At 36.9% G+C, this 26,541-nt stretch carries 22 protein-coding genes; all 22 read left to right on the forward strand.

Annotated elements, in window-relative coordinates; all coding sequences use genetic code 11:
- The first annotated feature begins 213 nt into the window (after positions 1-213).
- Positions 214-675 (forward strand): division/cell wall cluster transcriptional repressor MraZ, encoded by a 462-nt coding sequence (gene mraZ, locus A8143_RS05260; protein WP_070137761.1) that lies wholly within the window; start codon positions 214-216, stop codon positions 673-675.
- Positions 665-1,573, forward strand: a complete 909-nt coding sequence (gene rsmH / locus A8143_RS05265) for a 16S rRNA (cytosine(1402)-N(4))-methyltransferase RsmH (protein ID WP_070137762.1) — start codon at positions 665-667, stop codon at positions 1,571-1,573. Before mraZ ends, rsmH begins: the two co-directional genes overlap by 11 nt.
- A complete protein-coding gene (locus A8143_RS05270; RefSeq protein ID WP_070137763.1) occupies positions 1,570-2,004 on the forward strand; it encodes an FtsL-like putative cell division protein in 435 nt (144 codons plus the stop codon). Before rsmH ends, A8143_RS05270 begins: the two co-directional genes overlap by 4 nt.
- Positions 2,005-2,011: 7 nt before the next feature.
- Positions 2,012-4,090, forward strand: coding sequence for a penicillin-binding protein (locus tag A8143_RS05275; protein WP_175437488.1), 2,079 nt, complete (start codon positions 2,012-2,014; stop codon positions 4,088-4,090).
- Positions 4,090-5,553 (forward strand): UDP-N-acetylmuramoyl-L-alanyl-D-glutamate--2,6-diaminopimelate ligase, encoded by a 1,464-nt coding sequence (locus tag A8143_RS05280; RefSeq protein WP_070137765.1) that lies wholly within the window; start codon positions 4,090-4,092, stop codon positions 5,551-5,553. The genes A8143_RS05275 and A8143_RS05280 overlap by 1 nt, the downstream gene beginning before the upstream one ends.
- Positions 5,553-6,794 carry a phospho-N-acetylmuramoyl-pentapeptide-transferase gene (mraY, locus tag A8143_RS05285; RefSeq protein ID WP_070137766.1) on the forward strand — a complete coding sequence of 414 codons (1,242 nt, stop codon included), beginning with the start codon at positions 5,553-5,555 and terminating at the stop codon, positions 6,792-6,794. The genes A8143_RS05280 and mraY overlap by 1 nt, the downstream gene beginning before the upstream one ends.
- Before the next feature lies 1 nt (position 6,795).
- Positions 6,796-8,139, forward strand: a complete 1,344-nt coding sequence (gene murD, locus A8143_RS05290) for a UDP-N-acetylmuramoyl-L-alanine--D-glutamate ligase (protein ID WP_070137767.1) — start codon at positions 6,796-6,798, stop codon at positions 8,137-8,139.
- Positions 8,140-8,162: 23 nt separating this feature from the next.
- Positions 8,163-9,362, forward strand: coding sequence for an FtsW/RodA/SpoVE family cell cycle protein (locus A8143_RS05295; protein ID WP_070137768.1), 1,200 nt, complete (start codon positions 8,163-8,165; stop codon positions 9,360-9,362).
- On the forward strand, positions 9,349-10,455 hold the full coding sequence (gene murG, locus A8143_RS05300; protein ID WP_070137769.1) for an undecaprenyldiphospho-muramoylpentapeptide beta-N-acetylglucosaminyltransferase: 1,107 nt from the start codon (positions 9,349-9,351) through the stop codon (positions 10,453-10,455). The genes A8143_RS05295 and murG overlap by 14 nt, the downstream gene beginning before the upstream one ends.
- Positions 10,456-10,459: 4 nt before the next feature.
- Complete coding sequence (murC, locus tag A8143_RS05305; RefSeq protein ID WP_070137770.1) at positions 10,460-11,845, forward strand: UDP-N-acetylmuramate--L-alanine ligase; 1,386 nt, start codon at positions 10,460-10,462, stop codon at positions 11,843-11,845.
- Positions 11,842-12,627 (forward strand): cell division protein FtsQ/DivIB, encoded by a 786-nt coding sequence (locus tag A8143_RS05310; RefSeq protein ID WP_070137771.1) that lies wholly within the window; start codon positions 11,842-11,844, stop codon positions 12,625-12,627. The genes murC and A8143_RS05310 overlap by 4 nt, the downstream gene beginning before the upstream one ends.
- A gap of 75 nt (positions 12,628-12,702) precedes the next feature.
- On the forward strand, positions 12,703-13,983 hold the full coding sequence (gene ftsA, locus A8143_RS05315; RefSeq protein WP_070137772.1) for a cell division protein FtsA: 1,281 nt from the start codon (positions 12,703-12,705) through the stop codon (positions 13,981-13,983).
- A gap of 171 nt (positions 13,984-14,154) precedes the next feature.
- The gene (ftsZ, locus tag A8143_RS05320; protein WP_070137773.1) at positions 14,155-15,774 is read left to right on the forward strand and encodes a cell division protein FtsZ; all 1,620 of its coding nucleotides are present in this window, start codon (positions 14,155-14,157) and stop codon (positions 15,772-15,774) included.
- Positions 15,775-15,882: 108 nt separating this feature from the next.
- Positions 15,883-16,677: a hypothetical protein gene (locus A8143_RS05325; protein WP_139134273.1), complete on the forward strand. Its 795-nt coding sequence runs from the start codon at positions 15,883-15,885 to the stop codon at positions 16,675-16,677.
- A gap of 79 nt (positions 16,678-16,756) precedes the next feature.
- Complete coding sequence (locus tag A8143_RS05330; protein ID WP_070137775.1) at positions 16,757-17,206, forward strand: GatB/YqeY domain-containing protein; 450 nt, start codon at positions 16,757-16,759, stop codon at positions 17,204-17,206.
- 450 nt (positions 17,207-17,656) lie between these two features.
- On the forward strand, positions 17,657-18,370 hold the full coding sequence (locus A8143_RS05335) for a hypothetical protein (RefSeq protein ID WP_139134274.1): 714 nt from the start codon (positions 17,657-17,659) through the stop codon (positions 18,368-18,370).
- An 84-nt stretch (positions 18,371-18,454) separates the two neighbouring features.
- Positions 18,455-19,912, forward strand: coding sequence for a S41 family peptidase (locus A8143_RS16750; RefSeq protein WP_070137777.1), 1,458 nt, complete (start codon positions 18,455-18,457; stop codon positions 19,910-19,912).
- A gap of 90 nt (positions 19,913-20,002) precedes the next feature.
- Entirely contained in the window at positions 20,003-20,341 is a 339-nt protein-coding gene (locus A8143_RS05345) for a hypothetical protein (protein ID WP_070137778.1), read from the forward strand.
- A 33-nt stretch (positions 20,342-20,374) separates the two neighbouring features.
- A complete protein-coding gene (locus tag A8143_RS05350) occupies positions 20,375-20,902 on the forward strand; it encodes a GNAT family N-acetyltransferase (protein WP_070137779.1) in 528 nt (175 codons plus the stop codon).
- 91 nt (positions 20,903-20,993) lie between these two features.
- On the forward strand, positions 20,994-22,214 hold the full coding sequence (locus A8143_RS05355) for a GTP-binding protein (RefSeq protein WP_070137780.1): 1,221 nt from the start codon (positions 20,994-20,996) through the stop codon (positions 22,212-22,214).
- Between the two features lie 237 nt (positions 22,215-22,451).
- Positions 22,452-25,253 carry a bifunctional aconitate hydratase 2/2-methylisocitrate dehydratase gene (locus A8143_RS05360; RefSeq protein WP_070137781.1) on the forward strand — a complete coding sequence of 934 codons (2,802 nt, stop codon included), beginning with the start codon at positions 22,452-22,454 and terminating at the stop codon, positions 25,251-25,253.
- Positions 25,254-25,415: 162 nt separating this feature from the next.
- On the forward strand, positions 25,416-26,462 hold the full coding sequence (locus A8143_RS05365) for an ArsO family NAD(P)H-dependent flavin-containing monooxygenase (RefSeq protein WP_070137829.1): 1,047 nt from the start codon (positions 25,416-25,418) through the stop codon (positions 26,460-26,462).
- Positions 26,463-26,541 lie beyond the last annotated feature (79 nt).

Consider the following 26,541-nt stretch of genomic DNA (forward strand, 5'->3'; position numbering starts at 1 on the left):
TCAAGAAAAAAATGATTGACTTTTCCACAATTTGAAAATTTATCCCACTTTTTACCACTATTAAATAATTGTGCATATTCCCTTGTTTTATTGTAACTATTGATTAAAATTGTAGTATAGATATAGTCGATAGTCACAAAAGTTATCAACAAAACTGATTAGAGTGGTAATTTGTGGGAGTTTAATATTTATTTTTACATTTTAAAGTATAGAATGTCAGGTTTAGTCGGAGAATATGAATGCAAATTAGATGCGAAAGGAAGGTTTCTCTTCCCTGCGGGTCTAAGAAAGCAATTGGATCCTTCGGCTAATGAGGTTTTTATGATGAATAAGGGATTTGAAAATTGTCTTTCGCTTTATCCAATGAACGAGTGGGATAAGGTAAGTGCAAAGCTTTCAAAACTCAATTTATTTAAACCGAAAAATCGAATGTTCTATCGTTTGTTTCATCAAGGTGCGAAACAGTTGACGCTGGATAAAACCGGGCGAATGCTTATTCCTACTGCATTGATGGAACGAATTGGTTTGAAAAAAGAAATAATGTTAACGGCCTACAACGATCGGATAGAGGTGTGGGATAAATCAGAGTACTTCCAGGTGCTGGATGAAAACATGGGTGATTTCTCTGATTTAGCTGATGAAGTTATGGGGGAAATTGACTCGAATGACGAATAACGAATATCATATTCCTGTTTTATTTGAAGAATCTATCGCTGCGCTTGATTTAAAGGGTGACGATATTGTTGTGGATGTTACTTACGGTGGTGGAGGACATTCTTCAGAGATTCTTAATCGCTTGAATGATGATGGAATTCTTGTTGCGTTCGATCAGGATGATGATGCCGCTGCAAATGTAGTTGAGGATGACCGTTTGATTTTTGCAAATTCTAATTTTCGGTTCATGATTAATTTCATGAAGTTTCATGATGTTATGGGGGCTGATGCGATACTTGCGGATCTCGGGGTGTCGTCACATCAGTTTGATGCTGGTGATCGTGGTTTTTCTATCCGCGAAGAAGGTCGGTTGGATATGCGAATGAACCAAAATGCAAAATTGACGGCTTTTGAAGTGGTGAATAAGTATGCCGAAAAAGAACTGTATCGAATTTTTAATTCATATGCAGATTTGAAAAATACGCATAAAGTAGTTCAAACTATTGTCCGAACTAGGAAAGGTCAAGCTATTGAGACAACTAAAGAGTTGGTTGATTTAATGAAGGGCTTGGTGAAAGGAAATAAGCAAACACAATTTTTAGCTCAGGTTTTTCAAGCTATACGTATAGAGGTGAATGATGAGATGGGGGCCCTAGAAGATTTTCTTCAGCAAACTGTGCCTGTTTTAAGAGAGGGTGGTCGCTTGGTAGTGATTTCTTACCATTCGATTGAGGATCGGTTAGTGAAGAATTTTATTCGTGCCGGAAATTTCACTGGAGAGTTAGATAAGGATATGTACGGGGTGGTTAAAAAACCGCTCTCTGCAGTGAATAAAAAACCAATTGTACCAAGTCCTGAAGAGATAGAGCGAAATCCAAGAGCAAGAAGTGCTAAAATGAGAATTGCAGTAAAAGGGTGAGTAACGAGTTTGTAGATAAAGAAGAGTTAAAGTTGCGTGAAGCGCAAAAGGTAGCGAAAGAGAAAAAGCAAGCTGCTAAAAAATCGTCGCGCTCAAGAAGAAGCTTTGTGCAGATTATGAATGGAGAGTTCTTGTCAAAGGATAATTTCGTTCAAAACCTTCCTTTTGTGTTCTTTATTGGGTTTCTCCTTGTTGTTCTTATTAGTTGGGGGTATTACGCGGAAACTATAACGCGTAAAGAGGTGCGACTGGAAAAAGAATTGGGTGAATTGAATTCGGAGTTTTTCACTTTGGGAAGTATTTATAACTCGAAACGTGGGCGACGGTCGATAGGAGAAAGGTTAAATGGAACTGGTGTAGGTGAAAGTCTTAATTCACCAAAAAAAATTAAAGTAAAAAAATTTGTCTTTGAAGACGATGGAGAACAATAAGCAAATAATGCTAAAGGCGTACTTTATGTACATCTTTATTGGAGTCGCAATGGTTGTTGTGATTGCCCGTGTTATTGCTATTCAATATGGTGATGTTGCTCCTACGCCTCATTTGTCTGAGGCGGATACCAATGGGGTTGATGGGGAGATGCCAACTCGTATTGATTCTATTCAGCCGCTTAGGGGGCGAATTTTGTCTGATAATGGTAGTGATCTTGTAACATCAATTCCAATCTACAATCTCCATATGGATTTAACGGTGGTTAAGGATGAATTGTTTGAAGAGGAAGTGGATTCTTTAGCTTTTTATTTGGCACAAGTGTTTGATAAGCGGAATAAGTCAGAGTGGGAGCAGGCGCTAAGAACTGCTCGGGCTGATGAAAGTCAATATTATCCAATTCAAAATAAGGTACAGTATGATGTGTTGCAGAAAGTGCGTGCATTTCCAATATTTAGAGAAGGGAAGTACAAAGGCGGGTTTATTGAAGAGAAAGAATCGATTCGTCAGAAACCTTATGGGTTATTAGCTAGACGAACGCTTGGTTCTAAACGAATCGGGGCAATGAATGTTGGCTTGGAGGGGGCTTTTGATCAGTATTTAACTGGAGAGTATGGGTTGGTGACAAAGCAATATGTGAGCAATGGTTGGAAGCCAGTGTCTGGCGATTATCTTAAAGAGCCTGTGCCTGGTGCTGATGTAATTACTTCAATTGATATTGATGTGCAGGATGTTGCTGAAAATGAGTTGAAAAAACAGCTCGAGGAACAACAGGCTTTATATGGTTCTGTGGTTTTAATGGAGGTGGAAACTGGTTTTGTAAAGGCTATAGCAAACCTCAAGAGAGCTGGTGATGGAGAGTATTACGAGATCTATAATTATGCTGTAGGACAAAAAACGGATCCGGGCTCTACATTCAAATTGGCGACATTAATGGCTTTGCTGGAAGATGGTAAAGTGGCAATAACAGATTCGGTTAATGCAGTTGGTAAATATGATTTCTATGATCAAAGTTTTGTGGATACAAATCCATGGGGTTACGGTAAGATAACTATCCAACATGCCTTTGAAGTTTCTTCAAACGTGTTTTCAAAAATTGCTAATAAGGCTTATTATTCTGATGAACAAAAATTTGTTGACCGTTTAAAGTCTTTCGGTTTAGGCGATACATTAGGTTTGGATATCGCGGGAGAAGCAATACCTGTTCTTAAAAATGTAGGTGAAGATGGTTGGTCTGGGATTACATTGCCGTGGATGGCGATTGGTTATGAGGTGGAAATAACTCCTATTCAAACACTCGCTTTTTATAATGCGGTTGCCAATAATGGGGAATTGGTTAAGCCTCAGTTTGTGAGTGAGATAAGGAGAGATGGTGAGGTGATTGAGAAGTTTGAAAAAGTGGTTTTAAACGAACAAATCTGTTCTGACGAAACTATTATTAGCTTAAAAAAATGCCTAGAAGGGGTAATTGAGCGTGGAACAGGGAAGAACTTGAAAAGCACAAACTTTAAAATTGCGGGTAAAACGGGTACGGCGCGTTTGGCTGATGGTGCTGAGGGTTATTCTAATTTTTATCAGGCATCTTTTGCTGGTTATTTTCCAGCAGATAACCCTAAATATTCTTGTATTGTTGTGATTGCTGGTCCAACTAAACAGATCTATGGTGCGCAGGTTTCAGGAACGGTGTTCGCGAGCATTGCAAATAAAGTTTATTCTTCTTCTTTGGAATATCACCCTGATTATAATGGGAAGCCTATGGCGCAATCCTTGCCGAGAGTTAAGGCTGGTCGTGCGAATGAGACAATAAAAGTGTTGAATAAAGTAGGGATTGCGTATGAAGGTGCTGTCCAACAATCAGGTTATTTGTCCGCCGAGAAATCCAATAATAAAATACGATTAAAAGATAGGATTCATGATAAAGGGAAGGTTCCTTTTGTTGTAGGTATGCCTTTGAATGATGCTGTTATGGCCTTGGAGTCTGTCGGGTTAAGGGTGAAGGTGCAAGGAAGTGGAAAAGTAAAGTCTCAATCAATTCAAGCTAATTCTAAAGTGGTAACTGGTCAAACAGTAAAAATTGTTTTAAACTAATGCAGAATTTACAAAACATATTATATAAAGTTGGTTTAGTAGCTGTACATGGGTCGTTAGAACTTGATGTCGCACAAATAGATTTTGATTCACGGAACGTAGTTGATGGAAGTGTGTTTGTTGCGGTTGTTGGAACAGTTGTAGATGGTCATGGTTTTATTGGTAAAGCGCTCGAAAAAGGCGCGGTTGCCGTGGTTTGCGAGCGCCTTCCAATGGATCTTAAAGAGGGCATTACATATGTGCAAGTAAAAGAAGCTCATCAGGCATTGGCTTTGTTGGCTTCTAATTTTTATGGAAATCCATCCCACGAATTAAAACTTGTTGGGGTAACAGGAACTAACGGAAAGACAACCACCACAACATTGTTGCACGATGTGTTTTCTGATCTTGGATATATGGCGGGGCTATTGTCTACCGTTGTGAATAAGATTGGGAGAACAGAAATTCCTTCAACGCATACAACACCAAATCCTGTGGCGCTTAACGCTCTGCTGAGGGAAATGGTTGATGCGGGTTGTGAATTTTGCTTTATGGAAGTAAGTTCTCATGCCATTCATCAAGATCGTATCGCCGGATTGGATTTTAATATTGCGGGCTTTACGAATATTTCACATGATCACCTCGATTATCATAAAACTTTTAAAGAGTATATCTATGCTAAAAAGAAGTTTTTTGATGAGTTAAATCGTCATGCGGTAGCCATTGTGAATGATGATGATGTAAATGGAATGGTTATGGTGCAAAACTCGAAAGCAAAGGTGAGAACCATGGCGCTAAAAACCGTTGCTGATTATAAGGTTAAAATCGTAGAAAATTCTTTTTCAGGCTTGGTCTTAAATATTAATCAGCATGAACTTTGGACCAATTTAATAGGTGGTTTTAATGCTTATAATTTATTGTTAGTCTATGCTGTAGCAGTAGAGTTAGGGATAGATGAGGTTGAGGTTTTACAGGCAATCAGTAAGCTTAAATCAGTAGAGGGTAGGTTTGAGCATTTGGTTTCTGAAAATGGAATTATTGCAATTGTCGATTATGCGCATACGCCAGATGCACTAAAAAATGTGCTCGGAACTATTCAAGCAGTTAGAACAAGGAATGAACAAGTGATTACAGTTGTTGGATGTGGTGGTGACCGGGATAAATCGAAGCGTCCTTTGATGGCAGGTATTGCCAGTGAGGAGAGTGATCGCGTAATTTTAACATCGGATAATCCAAGAACGGAAAACCCAGATTCAATTATAGAAGATATGAAAAAAGGCGTGCCGGTTGAAAAATCAGCACGTGTAATGGCAATTACAAATCGTGAAGAAGCGATTAAAGTAGCTTGCACATTAGCTTCCCCAGGCGACATCGTACTTGTAGCAGGTAAAGGTCATGAAAAATACCAAGAAATCAACGGTGAAAAGTTTCCGTTTGACGACTTATCAATATTGAGCACAACCCTAAAAAACCTGAATAAATAATGTTATACGCACTTTTTACTTATCTCAACGAAGAATTCGCCTTTCCCGGCGCAGGATTGTTTAATTATATATCCTTTCGAGCGGCCATGGCAATTATTACATCCCTACTCATCTCTATGGTCTTTGGTAAAAGTATTATACGGATGTTACGTCGTCAACAAATTGGCGAGTCTGTTCGGGACTTGGGCTTAGAAGGTCAAAAAGAAAAAGAAGGGACGCCAACAATGGGCGGTTTAATTATTCTTGCTTCTATTCTTATTCCTACCTTATTATTTGCTAACCTCAATAATATCTATGTTATCATCATGTTGGTGTCGACAGTGATGTTAGGGGCAATTGGTTTTATCGATGATTATATCAAGGTTTTTAAAAAGAATAAAGAAGGTTTAGCGGGGAAGTTTAAAGTAGTTGGTCAAATTGCTGTTGGTGTCTTTGTCGGTGCTACGCTTTATTTTCATCCTGATGTGCAGGTTCATGACGAGGTTCTTGTCTCAAAAACAGTTGAAAATAGCACGGATGTAAGCCATCTTCATACCGACGATAATGAAGGGACCAAATGGATTAAAACGAAGGATATGACAACTACCATTCCCTTTGTGAAGGGGAATGAGTTTAATTACAATTGGTTAATTGGGGATACAAATAAAAGTTATGGTTGGTTATTATTTATTCCAATTGTGATTTTTCTTGTGGTTGCTATTTCTAATGGGGCGAATATGACGGATGGACTGGATGGCCTTGCGACAGGAACATCCGCGATAATTGGAATTGCATTGGCGATTTTTGCTTATGTCTCTGGGCATATCGAGTTTGCTGATTACCTCAATGTAATGTATATCCCGTACTCTTCCGAATTGGTGATTTTTATCTCTGCTTTTATGGGGGCTTGCATAGGTTTTCTTTGGTATAATTCTTATCCCGCTCAGGTTTTTATGGGAGATACAGGAAGTTTGGCCTTGGGTGGAATTATTGCGGTATTCGCAATAGTTATTCGTAAAGAGCTGTTGATTCCTGTGCTTTGTGGTGTTTTTATTATGGAAAACCTTTCTGTAATCATGCAGGTCGGATGGTTTAAATATACCAAAAGAAAATACGGCGAAGGTCGAAGGATTTTTAAAATGGCACCATTACATCATCATTACCAAAAATTGGGCATGCATGAGTCTAAAATCGTCTCACGATTCTGGATTGTAGGGGTCTTGCTTGCAGTAATCACAATAGTAACGTTGAAGTTGAGATAGGTTGAAAACGAATTTTAAACATATCGCAATTCTAGGAGCTGGAGAAAGTGGAGTTGGTGCCGCTTTATTAGCTCAAGCTAAGGGTATGCAGCCTTTTGTATCAGATTTTGGTACGATTAAACTTCCTTTTCAAAAAGAATTGGAGTCGGCTGGAATTGAGTTTGAGCAAGGAAAACATTCTGTTGAGCGCATTTTAAAAGCGGACCTTATTATCAAGAGCCCTGGAATTCCAGAAAAAGTTAGCATCGTTCAAGCTGCATTGGAAAAAGGTATTCCTGTTGTCAGTGAGATAGAATTTGCAGGATGGTATACGAATAAAAAGAAGGTGTGTATTACTGGTAGTAATGGTAAAACCACAACAACCATGTGGATTCACCATATCCTAAAAAATGCGGGGGTAAATGTTGCAGTTGCGGGAAATGTCGGAGAATCTCTCGCTCGACAGGTGATTGAAGATGAGGCGGATGTATACGTGATTGAACTTAGCTCTTTTCAGTTGGATGGTATGTACGAATTTAAAGCGGATATCGCCATTCTCTTGAATATTACTCCTGACCATCTTGATCGCTATGATTATCAAATGCAAAACTATGTGAACGCTAAGTTTAGAATTATACAAAATCTAACCAAAAACGATTGGTTCATCTATAACGCAGATGATCCGATTATAAATAAAGAGTTAGCCTCAAGAAAAATAGAGGCAAAACTCGCTCCATTCTCACTTGAAAAAAAAGAGGGAATGGCTGCTTATGTAAACAACAACCAAATTATAATAAACATAAAACCAATTGTAACTATGTCAATTCACGATTTATCGCTTAAGGGTAAACACAATGCCCAAAACTCAATGGCTTCTGGTATTGCGTCCAAAATCCTTGAAATTAGAAAAGAAAATATCCGAGAAAGTTTATCGGACTTTAAAAATGTTGAACACCGATTAGAGTTTGTAGCTAAAGTTAATGGAATCGAATTTATTAATGATTCTAAAGCTACAAATGTAAATTCGGCTTGGTTTGCTTTAGAGAGTATGTCAAATCCAACTGTTTGGATCGTTGGTGGAGTGGATAAAGGAAATGATTATGAGTCTTTGATTCCCCTAGTAAAAGATAAAGTAAAAGCTATAGTTTGTTTAGGAACGGATAATGCGAAAATTATAAATGCTTTTTCTGGAATTGTAGATGTAATTACTGAGGCTAAATCAGCTATGGATGCTGTAAATCAGTCTTATCGACATGCTAAGAACGGTGATACCGTGTTGTTGTCTCCGGCTTGCGCTAGTTTTGATTTGTTTGAAAGCTATGAAGATCGTGGTAAACAATTCAAATTTTCGGTTAGAGAATTATAAAATCGAACTAATTCTCGATTCACGTGCGTACATTTTTTAAATATCTAGGAGGTGATCGAAATATCTGGGTAATTGCATTTTTACTCGGAATTATTTCTGTTGTTTCTGTGTACAGTTTTATTCCCATCTTGGTAAAGGTGAAAGGGCTGAGTTATTCTTTCCTCTTTTTCAAGCATACTATACTCTTGGGATTAGGATTTGTATTGATGTTTGCCGTACATAAAATTCCACCCAAGATTTTTTCTAAACTCTCAAAAGTCATATTTTATGTTGCCATAGTTTTATTGGTTTTAACTATGTTAATCGGAGAGAGTGTAAATGGGGCAGATCGCTGGCTGAAAATACCATTTGTGCCTTTTTCATTTCAAACTTCTGACTTTGCAAAATTAGCTTTGGTGATATACTTGTCAAGGCAAATGGTAAAGTGGAAGGATCAGTTTAATGATTTAAAAATAGTTGGGAGGTATATATTGTTACCCATTGGGTTGACGATTTTTTTAATCCTTCCGTCTAACTTGTCAACTGCAGCATTAGTTGGGGTCATGGCGCTAATCATGTTGATTATTGCAAATTTCCCTTTTAAGTGGATTGCTTTATCAGTAGGTGGAGCTGGAGCCGCATTTATGCTTTTGCTTGCTGTTGCAAGTTATCAACCTGAGGTATTACCGAGAGTTGAAACTTGGAGGATGCGAATTGTCAGAATGTTTAGTGATGAAGAGTCACTGGATCCAACTGAAAATATGCAGTCTAACAATGCGTTAACGGCGATTAAAAATGGTTCCATAACCATAAAAAATGGCAAGTTTTATGGACCAGAATTGCCTGGTAATGGTGTGTTGAAGCATTGGATTCCAGAAGCTTATGCCGATTTTTATTTTGCGGCCTTGGTAGAGGAAGGTGGATTGCCTTCGGCAATCTTTGTTATTATGCTTTATATGTGGTTGTTTTTTAGGTTTATTAAAACGGCGCTTTCGGCAAAGACAGAATTTATGACCTACATGGTATTAGGTATAGCAATTATGATTATCTCTCAAGCTTTAGTGAATATGATGGTGAGTACTAAATTGATGCCTGTAACTGGGCAAAATATGCCGCTGTTGAGTATGGGAGGTACTTCAGCTTGGTTTACATGTATTGCATTTGGAATGGTTTTAGGGGTGTCACGTGAAAGTTTAAAATTGAATAATAATTCGAATAAAGAAGAAGATCATGGGGATAAATAAAGTGGTTATTAGCGGTGGGGGAACAGGTGGGCATATTTTTCCGGCGATCGCAATTGCAGATCGAATTAAAGAAAAGTATCCCGAAGCGGAAGTCGTGTTTGTTGGAGCGGAAGGAAAAATGGAGATGGAGAAAGTTCCAAAAGCCGGATACGAAATTGTTGGTTTACCCATTCGTGGTATTCAACGCCGATTGACTTTGAAAAATTTAGCAGTGCCGTTTAAGCTATGGTCGAGCCTAAGAATGGCTAAAAAATTAGTTAAGCAATTCAAGCCTGATATTGCAATTGGTGTTGGTGGATATGCAAGCGCTGCTACGCTCAGAGTTGCTTCGAAACTTAAAGTGCCGACCCTTATTCAAGAACAGAATTCTTATCCCGGTATTACCAACAAATGGCTTGGGAAAAGTGTGAATACAATTTGTGTCGCTTATGATCATTTAGAGCGTTTTTTTCCGAAAGAAAAAATCGTAAAAACAGGTAATCCTGTTCGTGCAAATGTTGTAGATATTGATGGGAAACGAGAGCAGGGTTTGATGCACTTCGGATTAAACCCTGCTAAAAATACAGTGCTGATTATCGGAGGAAGCTTAGGGGCGAAAACATTAAATGACAGTCTTAAGTTGAAGGTGAAGGACTTGATAGATAGTGATGTGCAGGTGATTTGGCAGTGTGGTAAGTTTTACAGTCAAGAACTCAATGCGTTTGTAGCCAATTTAAAAACAGATTTAATTTATTTGTCAGATTTCGTTTATGAAATGGATTATGCATACGCCGCAGCGGATGTGATTGTGTCCAGAGCTGGTGCAATTTCTGTTTCAGAGGTTTCTTTAATTGGTAAACCTGTGATTTTGGTGCCTTCACCGAATGTTGCTGAAGATCATCAAACAAAAAATGCCTTGGCTTTAGTCAATGAAAACGCTGCTGTTTTGATAAAAGATCAAGAGGCTCGCGAGCAACTTGTCCCAAAAATAATTGCCGTTTTGAAGGATGACGAATTAAAATCAAATCTCTCTAAAAATATAAAACAATTAGGTATTTCTAATGCAACTGATCGCATCCTTACCGAAATTGAAAAATTAACAAAAAATAGTTGATTGCATGAATTTTAATTCCATACATAAGATTCATTTTTTAGGCATTGGTGGTATTGGTATGAGCGCAATAGCGCGCTATTTTATAAGTAGGGGGAAAGTTGTTTCTGGTTATGATAAAACTGAAACTGAACTCACTAAAAAATTGATTGCTGAAGGAATTGAGGTTTATTACGAAGATCAAGGAGTACGTGTGCTGGAACGATTGAATGTAGAAACTGATTTAGTCGTTTATACACCGGCAATACCTAAAGGATTTTCAGAATTGCAAATATTACAAGAGAATGGTTTTAGGGTTATCAAAAGAGCGAAAGCGTTAGGGGTTATTTCTTCTGCTTTTGAAACATACGCTGTAGCAGGAACACATGGTAAAACAACGACGAGTTCTATTTTAGCGCATGTCCTATTTCAATCTCATTTAAAATGTAACGCTTTTATTGGAGGAATAAGCTCGAACTATAATTCGAATTGCATCATTGATCCTGAAGCAAAAAATATAGTGGTGGAAGCGGATGAATTTGATCGGTCGTTTTTAGAATTAAAACCTAACTATTCAATCGTTACGACCATGGATGCTGATCACTTGGATATTTATGGAAATAGTGATGGGTTGATAGCGTCTTTTAATGAATTTGTGAATTTAACAAATGTTAATGGACGTGTTTTATTACAGGCCAATATTGATCAATCAAGTTTTGAAGTAAAAGAGGGGTTAGAACTGTTAACCTATGGTTTTGGTGTTGCGGCGGATTGGCAAGGAGATAACTTAAAATATGAAGAAGGTAGATTCTTTTTTGATATTTTGTATCAGGGTAAGTTGTTTTCAGAGGTTGAATTTGGTTTACCGGGTAGGCACAATGCTGAAAATGCTCTTGCTGTGTTTGCTATGGCTTATCTGAATGGTGTTTCAGAAATCGAAATTCGAAAAGCTTTTAAATCGTATAAAGGAGTAAAGCGTCGTTTTGATTTTCATATTCGTACAGAAAAATTGGTGGTGATTGATGATTATGCGCATCATCCGACTGAAATTAACGCTTTGTTATCTTCAATAAGAACTATTTATCCGGGTAAAAAGGTGACATTGATTTTTCAGCCTCACTTGTTCTCTAGAACAAGAGATTTTTATCAGGAATTTGTCCAGGTTTTAGCTTCGAGTGATTTATTGTATTTATTGGATATCTATCCAGCGAGAGAAGAACCAATTCCTGGTGTAAGCAGCGAGTTGCTTTTGGCAGATATTCAGATGACTCAAAAAAAGTTAAGTACCAAAAGCACAATTGTGGAAGATCTTAAAAATCAAGAGCATGAGGTTGTGTTAATTGTAGGTGCTGGAGATATAGATACATGCATCCGCCCAATTGTTTCATTTTTTAATGGACTACTGAATTTATGAAAAGTTGGTTGAAAAATACACTTTGGGTATTAGGGGGGGGAGTCGTTCTAATTCTAATGACATTTATGCGTTCTTCGCAGTCTGCAAATCTGATTGGTTTGCCTGATATTCATATAGATATGTATGAGGATATGCGTTTTCTTTCTAAGGATGATATTCTGCAGCGTTTGAGTGATAAAGGGTTTATTCGTCCAGGGCAGACTTATGATGATTTGAATTGCTTGGAAATTGAATCGTATTTGGCTGATTTACCTGAGGTTAAAACGGTTAATGTTTATAGTCATTTAGGAGGTAAATGGTCTATAGATGTAGTGTTGAGACAACCAATTGCTCGTATTTTCAACCTTGATGGCAGTAGTTGTTATTTGGATAAAGACGGAACTTTAATGCCTTTGTCCACTAATTTTTCGGCACATGTTTTGGCAGTTACGGGAAATATAAATGAAATTGATTTTTCGAAAGATGTTAACACGATAATCAACAATGATAGTTTGAAAACTATTGAAATCCTCGATGATTTGTATCGATTATCATCTTATGTTTGTTCTGATGAATTCCTTTCCGCTCAATTTACTCAAGTACACATTAATCCGTACAATGAGTTTGAGCTAATCCCAAGGGTAGGAGAACATCGTGTTTTATTTGGTGAAGCGGAGAACATTCCAGGTAAGTTTAAAAAATTAGAATTGTTTTATACGGAGGGGATAAGCAGAGCAGGATGGGAAGAATATGATACGATAAATGTGATGTACGCCAATCAGGTGGTGTGCTCACGAAAATAGTAAGGGTAGTAGAGTAAAGTTAAAAGTAAGTTATTAGCATTGGGCATTAATTGACCGCTTGATAAAAAATTAAATATGTCTGAAATTGTTGTAGGATTAGATATTGGAACCACAAAGATTGCGTGCATTGTAGGACGTAAATCTGAACATGGTAAAATTGAGATTTTGTCCATGGGCAAATCTGAAAGCGTTGGAGTAACTCGCGGTGTCGTATCAAATATCGAAAAAACGGTACAATCGATTAAAGCGGCTGTTGAGGAGGCTGAAAGTCGTGTGGATGGAGAATTGCAAGTTCGTGTTGTAAATGTAGGTATCGCAGGTCAACATATTAATAGCTTGCAGCATAGAGGAATGTTGATGAGAAATAATTTGGACAATGAAATTTCTCAGCAAGATATCGATACCTTGATTGAAGATATGTACAAACTGGTAATGCAACCAGGTGAGGAAATTATTCATGTTCTCCCGCAAGAATATATCGTGGATGCAGAGCAAGGAATTAAGGATCCTATTGGAATGGCTGGTGTGAGATTGGAAGCCAACTTTCACATCATTACTGGTCAAATTGCAGCTGCTAAAAACATTAAGAAATGTGTGGATAAAGGGGGCTTAGAAGTTGATGAAATGATTTTGGAACCTCTGGCCTCTTCTGAAGCAGTGTTGAGCGATGAAGAGAAAGAAGCAGGAGTTGTACTTGTTGATATAGGAGGAGGGACAACAGATATCGCCATTTTCCAGGATGGTATCATTCGCCATACAGCAGTAATTCCTTTTGGTGGTAATATCATCTCTGAGGATATAAAAGAAGGGTGCACAATCATGAAACGTCAAGCAGAATTATTGAAAGTGAAATTTGGTTCTGCATTAGCGAGTGAATGTCAAGAAAATGAAATCGTTTGTATCCCTGGTTTGAGAGGTCGTGAACCAAAAGAAATTTCTGTGAGAAATTTAGCTTCTATCATTCAAGCAAGAATGGAAGAAATTATTGAACATGTGTACTACGAGATTAAAAATTCTGGATTCGAAAAGAAATTGATTGGTGGAATCGTCGTAACGGGTGGTGGTGCACAATTAAAACATATCACTCAACTATTCGAGTATATCACTGGAATGGATACAAGAATTGGATACCCTAACGAACATTTAGCTCCAACCACAGTTGTGGATAATATAACGAGTCCAATGTATGCAACAGGTATTGGATTAGTGATTAAAGGGTTTAAAGAAGCTTATTACAATATGAACGAAAGTCAAGTTTCAGATAATCTCGCTAAAAATCACTCAACAAAAACCAAAGGAAGCTTCTTTGAAAAAATCTTAACAAAGAGTAGAACTTGGTTCGAAGAAGAAGATTAGACAACAAGGAAATAATGGTTGGTTAAGATGGTAAAATAATATCTGCCCAACCGAAGAAGTAAGAGAACATAAAGTAAAAAGGAGAAAAAGTAGAAAGAAAAACGGTTGTAAAGATTATTGGAAAGAGACGAATCTCAATCGGTTTTCTTTGAATACTAAAAAATAAGAATTATGGAATTCGATTTACCAAAAGACCAATCTTCAATCATCAAAGTAATTGGTGTTGGAGGGGGCGGTGGAAATGCAGTCAACCACATGTATAACCAAGGCATTAAAGGTGTTGATTTCGTTATTTGTAATACCGATCAACAAGCATTGGACATTAGTCCTGTTCCTATCAAAATGCAATTAGGAGCAAGTTTGACTGAAGGTCGTGGTGCTGGAGCAATTCCTGAAATTGGGAAAAATGCTGCAATCGAAAACATTGATGACATTAAGGCGTTCTTGCAAACAAATACCAAAATGGTGTTTATTACGGCAGGAATGGGGGGTGGTACTGGTACAGGTGCGGCACCGGTAATTGCCAAAGTTGCCAAAGATATGGGAATTTTAACAGTAGGTATTGTTACAGTTCCTTTTGGTTTTGAAGGAAGAAAGCGAAAATTACAGGCGGAAGAAGGTTTGGAAGAAATGCGTAAAAACGTAGATACCTTACTTATTATCAATAATGATCGTCTACGTGAAATGTTTGGAAACCTTTCGTTAGGTAATGCATTTGCTCAAGCTGATGATGTATTAGCTACTGCAGCGAAAGGGATAGCCGAGGTTATTTCAGTGACAGGAATGATAAACGTCGATTTTAATGACGTTAGCACGGTGATGAAAAATAGTGGTGTTGCCATCATGGGATCAGCAGTTGCAGAAGGCGAAGATCGAGCTATTGAAGCGGTGCGTAATTCACTTTCTTCTCCGTTGTTAAATGATAATAATATCGAGGGAGCGAAATATGTGCTTTTAAATATTACCTACGGTAGCAAAGAAATATTAATGGATGAAATCGGCGAAATAACCGATTATATTCAAGATGAAGCTGGAGCGACTGCAGATGTAATCTGGGGACACGGGTACGATGAGTCATTGGGCGAAGGTATAAGTGTGACAATTATCGCTACTGGTTTCCATTCATCGCCTATCACGGGTTTTGAAAAAGAGCCTGAGAAAAAGGTGGTAAACCTTGATGATCAGGCGCCAACTATGATCTCTGAACCAATTGCTAAACCGACTCAATCGAATACGTGGAAGGCTGAGCCAAAGGAAGAGGTTGAGGATATGCCGTTCCTAAAAACAAAAGACACGGAAGAAGAAAAAGGAGAGACGCAAGCAGAAATTAATTGGACCTTTAACAATGAAGAGTCTGAAAATGTAATTGCTGAAGATGAAATTACATATTCAAATGAGACAAATGTTAATAAAACAAATGACGAAGCACAATCAAATGTTAACCGTGAGGAGAAAAAAGAAGAGGTTGTACGTCATTATTTAACTGATGACCTAGAAGATCGTGTAGAAATGAATACAGACGTAAAACCAAAATCGGTTTTATCTGCAGAAGAACAACAAGCACGTTCTAAGGAACGAATGGAGCGAATTCAGGCGTATACATCCAAACTGAAATCATCAAATGGATTAACTGACCTTGAACGTGAACCAGCTTATAAGCGTAAAAACATTCGTATCGATGATGTCCCTCATTCTTCAGAAGAGAATATGAGTAAATTTACTTTGTCCGGGGATGGAGAAAAAGGTGGTTTGAGAGATAATAATTCTTTCTTACACGATAATGTAGACTAGTCAATTTTATACCATAACTACAATAGAAAAATGCTGCACTTTACTGTGTGGCATTTTTTTATGCAACATTTTTTAGGTGAAGTTCGTTTTTCACGTAAATCCTTTGTTATGAAAGTATTGTCTGTCTTATTCTTGTGCTTTAATATCCTTTTAGCAAACGCCCAATGCGAAGGTTTTGAAGCTCCAATTACTTTTACGCATCCAACTTGCCCTGGTTTTCATGATGGCTCTGTTCATCTAATGCCAACTGGTGGCGCTACCCCTTACGAAGTAATTGTTAAAAATTCCATGGACGAAATTATGACGGAAGGATTTGTACTAGAAGCAGGTTGGTATTATACGTCAGTAACGGATGATCTTGGTTGTGAAATTCTAGATTCTGTAGAACTTATCGATCCAATAGAAATTGAAGTCGAATCAATTTCTTATGTCCTCCCATCTGATGGAGAAACCTGTGATGGAGAAATATCTATCGAATCTGTGACTGGAGATTTTGATATCCTCTATTACTTTTGGAGCCCAGACCCTCATGGTATCTCTGGTGAAGGTGCAAATACTTTGTCTGATGTGTGTGAAGGTGTCTATAATCTTACATTGAGCAATGAAATAGGTTGCTCCACTGATGAGCTGCCCATTTCTATTGGTCCTTTAACATCCTTCAATGAGCACGCCAATCAATTTAACTACCGTGTTGAACAAAATAATTTGGTAATCGAATGTTTTTATCTCAATGCAAATTATAACCTACTCATCGCGGGAATAGATGGTAAACTAATCCATCAAAGTCGAATTCTAAAAGAATCAACGAATATTTCGCTACCCTTCTACAATCAAATTTATAGTGTATCAATAATTAACGATAATGGCATAGTCTGGAAAAGAAACATCATCCTTCTCGATTAATCCTATAATTTCTTTGAAAGCAGTCCATCTAATTTGCTAATAAAAATGTAATTTTGAGGAAGAATCAATCAGATAAAAAATGAGCTTAACAGATAAAATTAACGATGATATAAAAGCCGCTATGAAAGCGCGAGAAAAAGATAAATTGGCGGCTTTACGAGATATTAAAGCAAAACTTCTACTAGAGGCGACTAGCGGTGGTGATGGTGAGGTAACCGAAGAAGCGGCAAATAAAGTCGTAATGAAACTCTACAAGCAGAGAATTGATACCTACGAGTTGTATGTAAAAGAAGGGCGTGAGGATTTAGCAGCAGACGAAAAGTTTCAAGCGGATATTATTAAGGCTTACATGCCAGAAATGATGTCTGAAGACGATGTTCGAAAGGTTGTAAAAGAAAAAATAGCGGCTATGGGTGCCACCGGTCCTCAAGACATGGGAAAAGTAATGGGACCAATCATGGGGCAGTTGAATGGAAAAGCGGATGGTAAATTAATTTCAACCATCGTAAAAGAAGAACTAGCGGGTTAGTTTAACGCTAATATAAAGTCAAACCTCACCAATACGGTGGGGTTTTTTTATGTCTAATTTTTGTTTTGGGCGTTCCTATAAAGCGCCATTTTATTCAAACTGGCGCTTTATAGTCAGGCTTTACGCACTCGCAATTTTGTCAATCTGATGATGATTGTCAAAATGTGCTTAAACAATCGCTTCAATCCTTAACGCAAAATCAAATACTTGCCCTAATCGTCTAAAAGAGTAAAAGAACGAATAATACTCTTTCTGGTCAGCGCAATAACACCAACTTTTGTCTCATTTCATTTTTCCAGAAGCAAATTGGATATGATTTTAAAAATTGCTAAATTTATTATTGTTTTGTTGGTTAATAGTAGGGGCGGAAAGACGAACCTCATTAAGTAATGGAAACCAAAGACTTCTGTTTAAGTTTCAAGTAAATGATAAAACTCTAACCACAAAAAAATGTGTGATTTAAAATATAAAACTCTTACAATAGAAAAGATGAATGTGCTTTTTATAGTAGGATTATTTATTTTAAGTAGTTTAAATTCTAGAGGACAAATTGCAACTATCAAGGATCCAGACGGATGGACAAACGTGCGAAAATTACCTGATATAGAATCAGCGATTATTCATAAGGTATACGAAAACGATGTTTTTTGGTATAACTATGAATCAGTCCAAGAAAAACGAGAATGGATTCCCATTTACTTTCCTAAAAACAAATTTTCTCTTGGGAAAATTGAACCTAATTTTATCGAAGGATACATCCACAGGTCTAGGTTTCAAAAGCTAGAATGGTTAACAGAATATCATGGAAACGATTTTTATTTTAAATATCAATTAAGTAGTTTCAAGGTTGAAAATAGAATGATTGATAAGCAGGGTGCTAGCTTTATTAGTGGAATTGATGGTCGACCAGTTTGGGGAATCGATGGAGGGCTGCCAAAAATTCAGGTTGATAATGTAAATGTCATTCTTAATGGTTCTGAAATTCTAATTCAAAAAATATTCTATTCTGACATTTTTGAGTGTATTGGCCGAATTTCAATTTACAAAAATGGAGAAACTTATTTGGTTCATCAATTAAACAGTGACGGAGCTGGAGCTTACGAAATTGTTTGGGTTATAAATAAAGACGGATTGCAACAACGACTGGTAGGAACGATGATCTGATTATGGTGTGGGTTCATTTTAGTCAATCAAATAAATCAAATGTAACAAACCATCCAAAATTTGCGTCGTATTAGAAACCAAACGATGAAACTATATTTTATAACTCCCTTATTTTTTTTATTTCACTTTTCGGTAAAGGCTCAAGACTGTGATTGTCATAATGATTTTGAATTTGTCGTTAATTATTATGAAGAAAATTTACCAGGGTTTAAGGATAACGTATCCGACAGCAATATTGATGACTATAATCAATTCAAAAATAATTTATCCACTTTATCGAAAAACTATTGCAGTGATGAAGATCTTTGTTATAAAACCTTACTGGTTTATGTTGAGTTCTTTAAAGATAACCATTCTTCATTGTACACAAATAATTCGGTTTATATCGATGAGGATAATGCAAAAGAAGTGGAACAATTTCTTCTTTCACGTCGCTTTAAAAATCGCGAAATAATTAAAAATTATAATTCCTTTTCTAAAAATGCGATTCAAAATATCGAAAATTGCTACCAAACAAAGGACAAAACTTATTCAGTTGTCGTGGTGGAAAATAAAAATGAATTTAGAGACTATGTAGGTATAATTATCGATTCAAAGACGCCATTGTGGAAAGAGGGACAGGTTAAATTTGAATTAAAAAAGATAAAAGAGAATACTTATGACATGTTCCTGTACATGCGAAATCACGCGGTGCGATACTACAAAAATGTAAAACTTGAGAATGGTGTTTTAAATGATGATTGGTATAATACTCAACTTACAGATAGCAAATCCTATAATATTGAAATGCCGTACACTGACCTTACTTTTACAGAGTTGGATGATGAGACAAATTATATGTATATTCCCACTTTCGACGGTAATTATTACGCAAAAATAGCTGAGTTTTATGCGCAATATGACACTTTAATTCAAGCAAAGCCTTATTTAATTATTGATGTCAGAAACAATGGAGGTGGGAGTGATGCCTGCGTAAGTCCATTATTGAAGTATATTTATACGAAGCCTTTCAAAGATGATATCGTTGATGTCTATGCCACAAAAGAAAATATTAGAAAATATTCTAAATGGTATGAGGTAATGAAAAATGATACGGCAAATTTTAGCGATGAATTTTTAAAAAGCTTTAAGGCTGAAATTGAAACGTTAAAGACTGTTCCGAATAAAACTTTCATTCCAAGAAATAGTGGTGAAACTATTGAATTGGATACTGTATTGGATAATCCTAAAAAGGTCGTCATCATTACCAATAAATATTGTGCTAGTTCTTGCGAAACTCTTTTATTTTGGGCGATGGAAAGCGAAAAAACAATTATTGTTGGTGAAAATTCTGGAGGATTTGTAGGGTATGGAGATATTTCTGCTGTAGAAACCCCTAATTTTAAATATGAATTAGGTTGCACCATGACCCGTTATGTCCACCAAAGGAAGTATGAAACAGATGGTATTCCACCAGACTATTATTTGAGTGATGATAGGGATTGGATTGAACAAGCTAGAGTTTTACTAAAGGATCACCAGAATAAAACAGAACACGAATAATGTGCCTATTTACAAATAAGCTGTCTTGAATTGTATAATGCATAAAATAGTATCTTTAGTAATTTGTAAACCCAATTACCTAAGTAAGCAATGAGTTCTGGAAATATCTTATTTTTAACCTTTTACCTAACGACGATTATAGGTTTGGCGGGGTACTTTTTAAGACAAAAAGGGATTAAAAAGCAAGAGTTGGATTACCCTAAGGACTGGTACAGTTTTCAATCGAGTTGTCGAATCAATGATGAGGTAGAAATACTGAGGTTAGGAACTGAGTTGATTTACAATAAGCACTTGAAGCTTGATCATCTCAATGAAATTCTGCGAATAGCTTCCGAGAAAAAGGCGCTTAATTCTAAATTTGAGAAACTCGAAGAAGATGCTTACGCGAAATGGATTCATTATACTAAAGGAACAGGGTCAGTAATATGATTCTGCTATCATGCATATTAATTTTTCAATAAAATGAATTCTTTTAAGATTGAACTTGGTAATATAACGGAAGCGGCTGAAGTGTTTCAAGTTTATGTTCGAGCGAAAGAAGTGTTGGATCAACTTGGTGTTTTTCAATGGACTGATGATTACCCTACAGAATCGATTATTTTAAAGGACCTGCAAAATAAAGTCCTCTATTTACTAAAAAAAGAAGGTGTTATTTGTGGAGCAATTAACCTTAGTAGTGAGCAAGATGAGCCGTATAAAACGGTACAATGGCGATATAATATTGGACCTTTTTTAATCATTCATCGCTTAGTGATTGATCCAAAAGTACAAGGGCAGGGAGGAGCACAATGTTTAATGAATTTTGCCGAAAATTATGGAGCGATGCATGGATTTAATGCGATTCGACTCGATGTTTATAGCAAAAATAAGAGGGGGATAAAATTTTATCAAAAGCAGAATTATACCCAAGCTGGAAGGATTTATTTTCCGGGACGCACAGCACATTTTTATTGCATGGAAAAGAAAATTGTGCCTAGTTCAAATGAATAAAATAGCCAACTCTTCTAATAACGCAACATTGTTGCGTTATTAAAAATAAACTGTACATTTGCAACAATATTGCATTTAACAGTTAGAGAATATGGATAAAAAATTACCAGTTACCGTGCTAAGTGGATTCTTAGGTGCGGGTAAAACAACCTTGCTTAATCATGTATTAAATAACAAAGAAGGTTTGAAAGTCGCGGTTATCGTCAATGATATGAGTGAGGTTAATATTGACGCTGAATTAGTTAAAAATGAAAGCACCTTGTCCCGAACGGAAGAAAAGTTGGTGGAAATGAGTAATGGCTGTATTTGTTGTACGCTCCGCAAAGATTTGATTGTTGAAGTAGAACGTCTTGTAAAAGAAAATCGATTTGATTATTTACTTATTGAAAGTACGGGTATAAGTGAACCAGTGCCTGTAGCACAAACATTTTCATTTGTGAGCGAGGAGAATGGGATAGACCTTTCTCAATTCAGCTATATTGATACAATGGTGACAGTAGTTGATGCCTTTAATTTTTTTAAAGATTTTGGTAGTCCAGAAACCTTGATGGATCGCCAGTTGACTGATATGGAAGATGATTTTCGCACAATTGTCAATTTACTAACAGACCAAATAGAGTTTGCAAATGTCATTGTCTTAAATAAAGTTGATCTCGTAAATGCTGATCGTCTTGGTGTATTAAAAGCGGCCATTCATAAAATGAATCCTGGAGCTAGAATTATTGAATCTTCATTCAGTAAAATTAATCCAAAAGAAATATTGAATACGGGCTTGTTTAATTACGAAGAAGCCGAGCAAAGCGCTGGATGGATAGAAGAGTTAAAAAAAGAAGGGCATACACCTGAAACAGAAGAGTATGGTATAAGCTCATTTGTTTATCGCAGTAAAAAGCCATTTAATCCAGCTCGTTTTTGGAATTATGTTCAACATAAATTTCCGGGTACTGTAATTCGAAGTAAAGGGTTGTTTTGGCTGTCTTCTCGTCCTCAGCAGGCGCTCGTTTGGAGTCAAGCAGGAGGTTCGTTAAGGGCGGATAGCGCAGGCGTTTGGTGGAGCAGTATGCCGTATGAGAAAAGAATTCAATTTATTTCATTTGTGGAGAATCAGAGAGCAATTGAAGAGGTTTGGGATGAAAATTTTGGAGATCGGAAAAATGAATTGGTTTTTATAGGTCAAGAAATGGACGAAGAAAAAATTAAGGCCGATTTGAATGCCTGCCTGGAGACTTTTGAGGAGTTGGAAGACGGTACGTGGATGGATGGAGCTGAAGATGATTGGCCAGTACAGCGCATGTATGCACTGAATGAATAAATTGATGTAATAGCACCTCAGTTGTTAAAGATGGATGATTCATCACTGCTTTTTTCGACCAACAACTGAGGTGTTTGATTGTTAGTTTTATCAGCGTAAAATTGGCTATTTGTTAAAATGCGTAATTAAGCACCAATTCTAATCGACTTTTGCCAAAAAAAAGTGGTTAAAAATGTAATATTTCGTATCTTTTCGCCCTATTTATCAACAATACATCAGTTTTATTTGTAAAATTATATGAGTCTATATTCGGATTATCTTAAAGAGATCGAAGAAAGAAAAACAGAATCTCTTCACCCCAAACCAATCGATGACGCAGCTTTATTGAGTGAAATTATCGAACAGATTAAGGACAAAAACAACGAACACCGCAAGGAATCGCTTGACTTTTTTATCTATAATGTCTTGCCTGGTACAACTAGTGCGGCTAGTGTAAAAGCAGATTTTCTTAAAGAAATTATTCTTGGTGAAGCTGTACTTGAAGAAATTCAACCAGCCTTTGCATTCGAACAATTAGGTCACATGAAAGGCGGCCCTTCTGTTAAAGTTCTTTTGGATTTGGCTCTTGGAAATAATTTGGAAATTGCAAAAGAAGCTGCAAAGGTGCTAAAAACGCAAGTTTTCTTATATGAAGCTGATATGGAACGCTTGGATGCAGCGTATAAAGCGAATAATGAAATTGCAAAAGAAATCCTAGAAAGTTATGCTAAAGCTGAGTTTTTCACAAAACTTCCTGAATTAGAAGAAGAGATAAAAATAGTAACATTTGTTGCAGGTGTAGGAGATATTTCCACAGATTTATTATCTCCAGGAAGTGATGCGCATTCACGTTCTGACAGAGAACTACACGGTCAGTGTATGTTCGAACATAACAAGGAGCAACAACAAGCTTTACTTGATTTACAGAAACAGCATCCGGATAAACGAGTGATGTTAATCGCGGAGAAAGGAACAATGGGTGTAGGGTCATCAAGAATGTCAGGTGTAAATAATGTTGCTTTGTGGATAGGTAAACCAGCCAGCGAATATGTACCTTTTATTAATATTGCACCAATTGTAGCTGGAACTAATGGTATTTCACCAATTTTCTTAACTACCGTAGGTGTTACCGGAGGAATTGGTTTGGATTTAAAAAATTGGGTAAAACAAAATGATGAGACTGGCAATTTAATTGTTGATGAAGAGGGAGAACCTATCTTAAAACAAAATTACTCAGTTGATACAGGAACGGTTTTAATTATTAATACCAAGACCAAAAAATTATTAGATGAGAATGGTAATGAATTAATGGATATTTCTTCTGCATTTACACCACAAAAAATGGAGTTTATGAAGGCAGGAGGATCATATGCTATTGTCTTCGGTAAAAAATTACAAGCTTTTGCAGCCAAAACATTAGGCGTTGAATTACTGCCTGTTTTTGCACAGGCAAAAGAAATTTCTCATGAAGGACAAGGTTTAACAGCTGTTGAGAAGATTTTTAATCGGAATGCTGTGGGGACCTCAGGAGCAGTTTTACATGCAGGCTCTTATGTGCGTGCTGAAGTAAATATTGTTGGATCACAAGATACCACTGGTTTAATGACTTCGCAAGAGTTAGAAATGATGGCAGCAACGATAATTTCACCTATTGTTGATGCAGGATACCAGTCCGGTTGTCACACCGCTTCGGTTTGGGATTTTAAATCGCAACAAAACATTCCGCGGTTAATGAAATTCATGAATGATTTTGGACTAATTACAGCGCGTCATCCAGAAAATAAATATGCGCCACTTACAGATGTAATTCATAAAGTGTTGAATGATCTTACGGTAGATGACTGGGCCATAATAATTGGTGGTGATTCGCATACAAGAATGTCTAAAGGTGTTGCTTTTGGTGCTGATTCTGGTACAGTTGCTCTCGCCTTAGCAACAGGGGAAGCGTCAATGCCAATTCCTGAATCTGTCAAAGTAACTTTTAAAGGTACAATGAAAGATCATATGGATTTCCGCGACGTTGTTCATGCCACTCAATCTCAAATGTTAAAGCATTTTAAAGGAGAGAATGTTTTTCAAGGGCGCGTAATTGAGGTGCACATCGGTACCTTACCATCTGATCAAGCTTTTACTTTCACAGATTGGACTGCTGAAATGAAGGCAAAAGCTTCAATTTGTATTTCACAAGATGATACGCTCATTGAATCACTTGAAATTGCTAAAAGTCGAATTCAAATCATGATTGATAAAGGCATGGACAATGACAAGCAAGTGCTTCAAGGCTTAATTGATAAAGCGAATCAAAGAATAGATGAAATTAGAACCGGTAAAAAGCCACCGTTAACGCCGGATGAAAATGCCAAATATTATGCGGAGTTTGTCGTTGATTTGGACGTGATAGATGAGCCAATGATTGCTGATCCGGATGTGAATAATGAGGACGTTTCTAAGCGATATACGCACGATACGATTCGTGAATTATCTTTTTATGGTGGTGAAAAGCATGTAGATTTAGGATTTGTAGGTTCGTGTATGGTTCACAAAGGCGATATAAAAATCGTAGCGAATATGTTGCGTAATTTAGAAGAGCATTATGGGAAGGTTGAGTTTAAAGCTCCGCTTGTTGTAACTGCCCCAACTTATAATATCATTGATGAATTAAAAGAAGAAGGTGATTGGGAGATTTTACAAAAATATTCAGGCTTCGAGTTTGATGATGCTGCTCCTAAAAGTGTCGCAAGAACGGAGTATGATAATATTTTGTACCTGGAGCGACCTGGATGTAACCTTTGTATGGGTAATCAAGAAAAAGCTGAAAAGGGAGATACCGTTTTAGCAACTTCTACCCGTCTATTCCAAGGTCGTGTGGTAAAAGATTCAGATCGTAAAAAAGGGGAGTCTTTATTGGCCTCTACACCAGTTGTGGTACTTTCAGCTATTTTAGGTCGTACTCCTACAATGGAGGAGTATCGAATTGCTGTAAAGGGTATTAAATTAACGCAATTTGCTCCGCCTTTAAAACAAATGACATCGAAACCTGGTCATTTACAATCTTACTAAAAAAGTTAAATCAGCAGAATTTGACTGATTTAAAATGATTTAAACCGGACAATAGCAAGCTGTTATTGTTCGGTTTTTTTATGGGTTTAATTCCCGCTTATGGGCTTGTTAAATTCGCAATTATTCTTCAATTCTTGTACACAAATATTTAAATTCGTTGTAATGAGAAGTCAAATTTTGGATTGTATTGTCATTGGTGGAGGTCAAGCAGGTTTATCTGTAGCTTATTTTCTAAAGCGTAAAAAAGTCAATTTTTTAGTATTGGATGATTGCGAAAATCCCGGTGGTTCATGGCAATATACTTGGGATAGCTTAAAGCTATTCTCCCCAGCTCAATTTAGTTCGCTTTCGGGTTGGCAAATGCCAAAAACGATGGGCGATTATCCAACGAAAGATGAGTTTTTGAATTACCTTAGAGCATATGAAAAAAGGTACGATTTTCCTGTTGAACGCGGCGTTTTAGTCGATGAGGTTGTAAAGGTAGGTAAAGTCTTTGAGTTGAAAACCCAATTTGGAGTATACAAAGCTAAAACGGTTGTAAGTGCTACAGGAACAGCCAAAGAACCTTTTATACCTCACTATGCGAATCAGCATAAATTTAAGGGAATTCAGATGCATTCGAGTGTTTATAAGAATGCGGATAATTTAAATGGAAAACACGTTCTGGTGATTGGTGGAGGAAATTCCGGAGCACAAATTTTAGCAGAAATATCTAAGGTGGCTACGACAAAATGGGTTACGTTAAAACCTCCCGTGTTTTTACCTAAAGAAATAGATGGACGATATTTGTTTAATCAAGCTACAGCATTTTATTTGAATCAACCTGGTACAGAAAAGCGTCCTGCCTCGCTAGGTGATATTGTTCAGGTTGAATCTGTCAGAGAAGGATTAGAACGAAATGTTTTTAATGATGTACGTCCATTTGAGGAATTCACAGAAAGAGGGGTGATTTGGCAAGATGGAATAGAAGAGGTGGTTGATGCAGTGGTTTGGTGCACAGGTTTTAAGCCAAATTTACGACACCTGAAAAGTTTGGGGATTGTCGACAATTTTAGAGTTGAAACGGTCGGTACACGTGTTGTACATGAACCTAACTTGTGGTTGGTTGGCTATGGTAACTGGACAGGTTTTGCTTCGGCTACCATTTACGGTGTTGGCAAAACAGCAAAACGAACCGTTGAACAAATTGTTGAGGTCTTAAAACGTTAATAAACGGGTTTAAAATTGTAAAATTCAAGCTAGTCTCCTGTTTTTGATGTATCTTGTTGTTCGCGCAATCATTAACCAA

The sequence above is a fragment of the Crocinitomix algicola genome (assembly GCF_001661595.2).
Taxonomy (GTDB): Bacteria; Bacteroidota; Bacteroidia; order Flavobacteriales_D; family Crocinitomicaceae; genus Crocinitomix; species Crocinitomix algicola.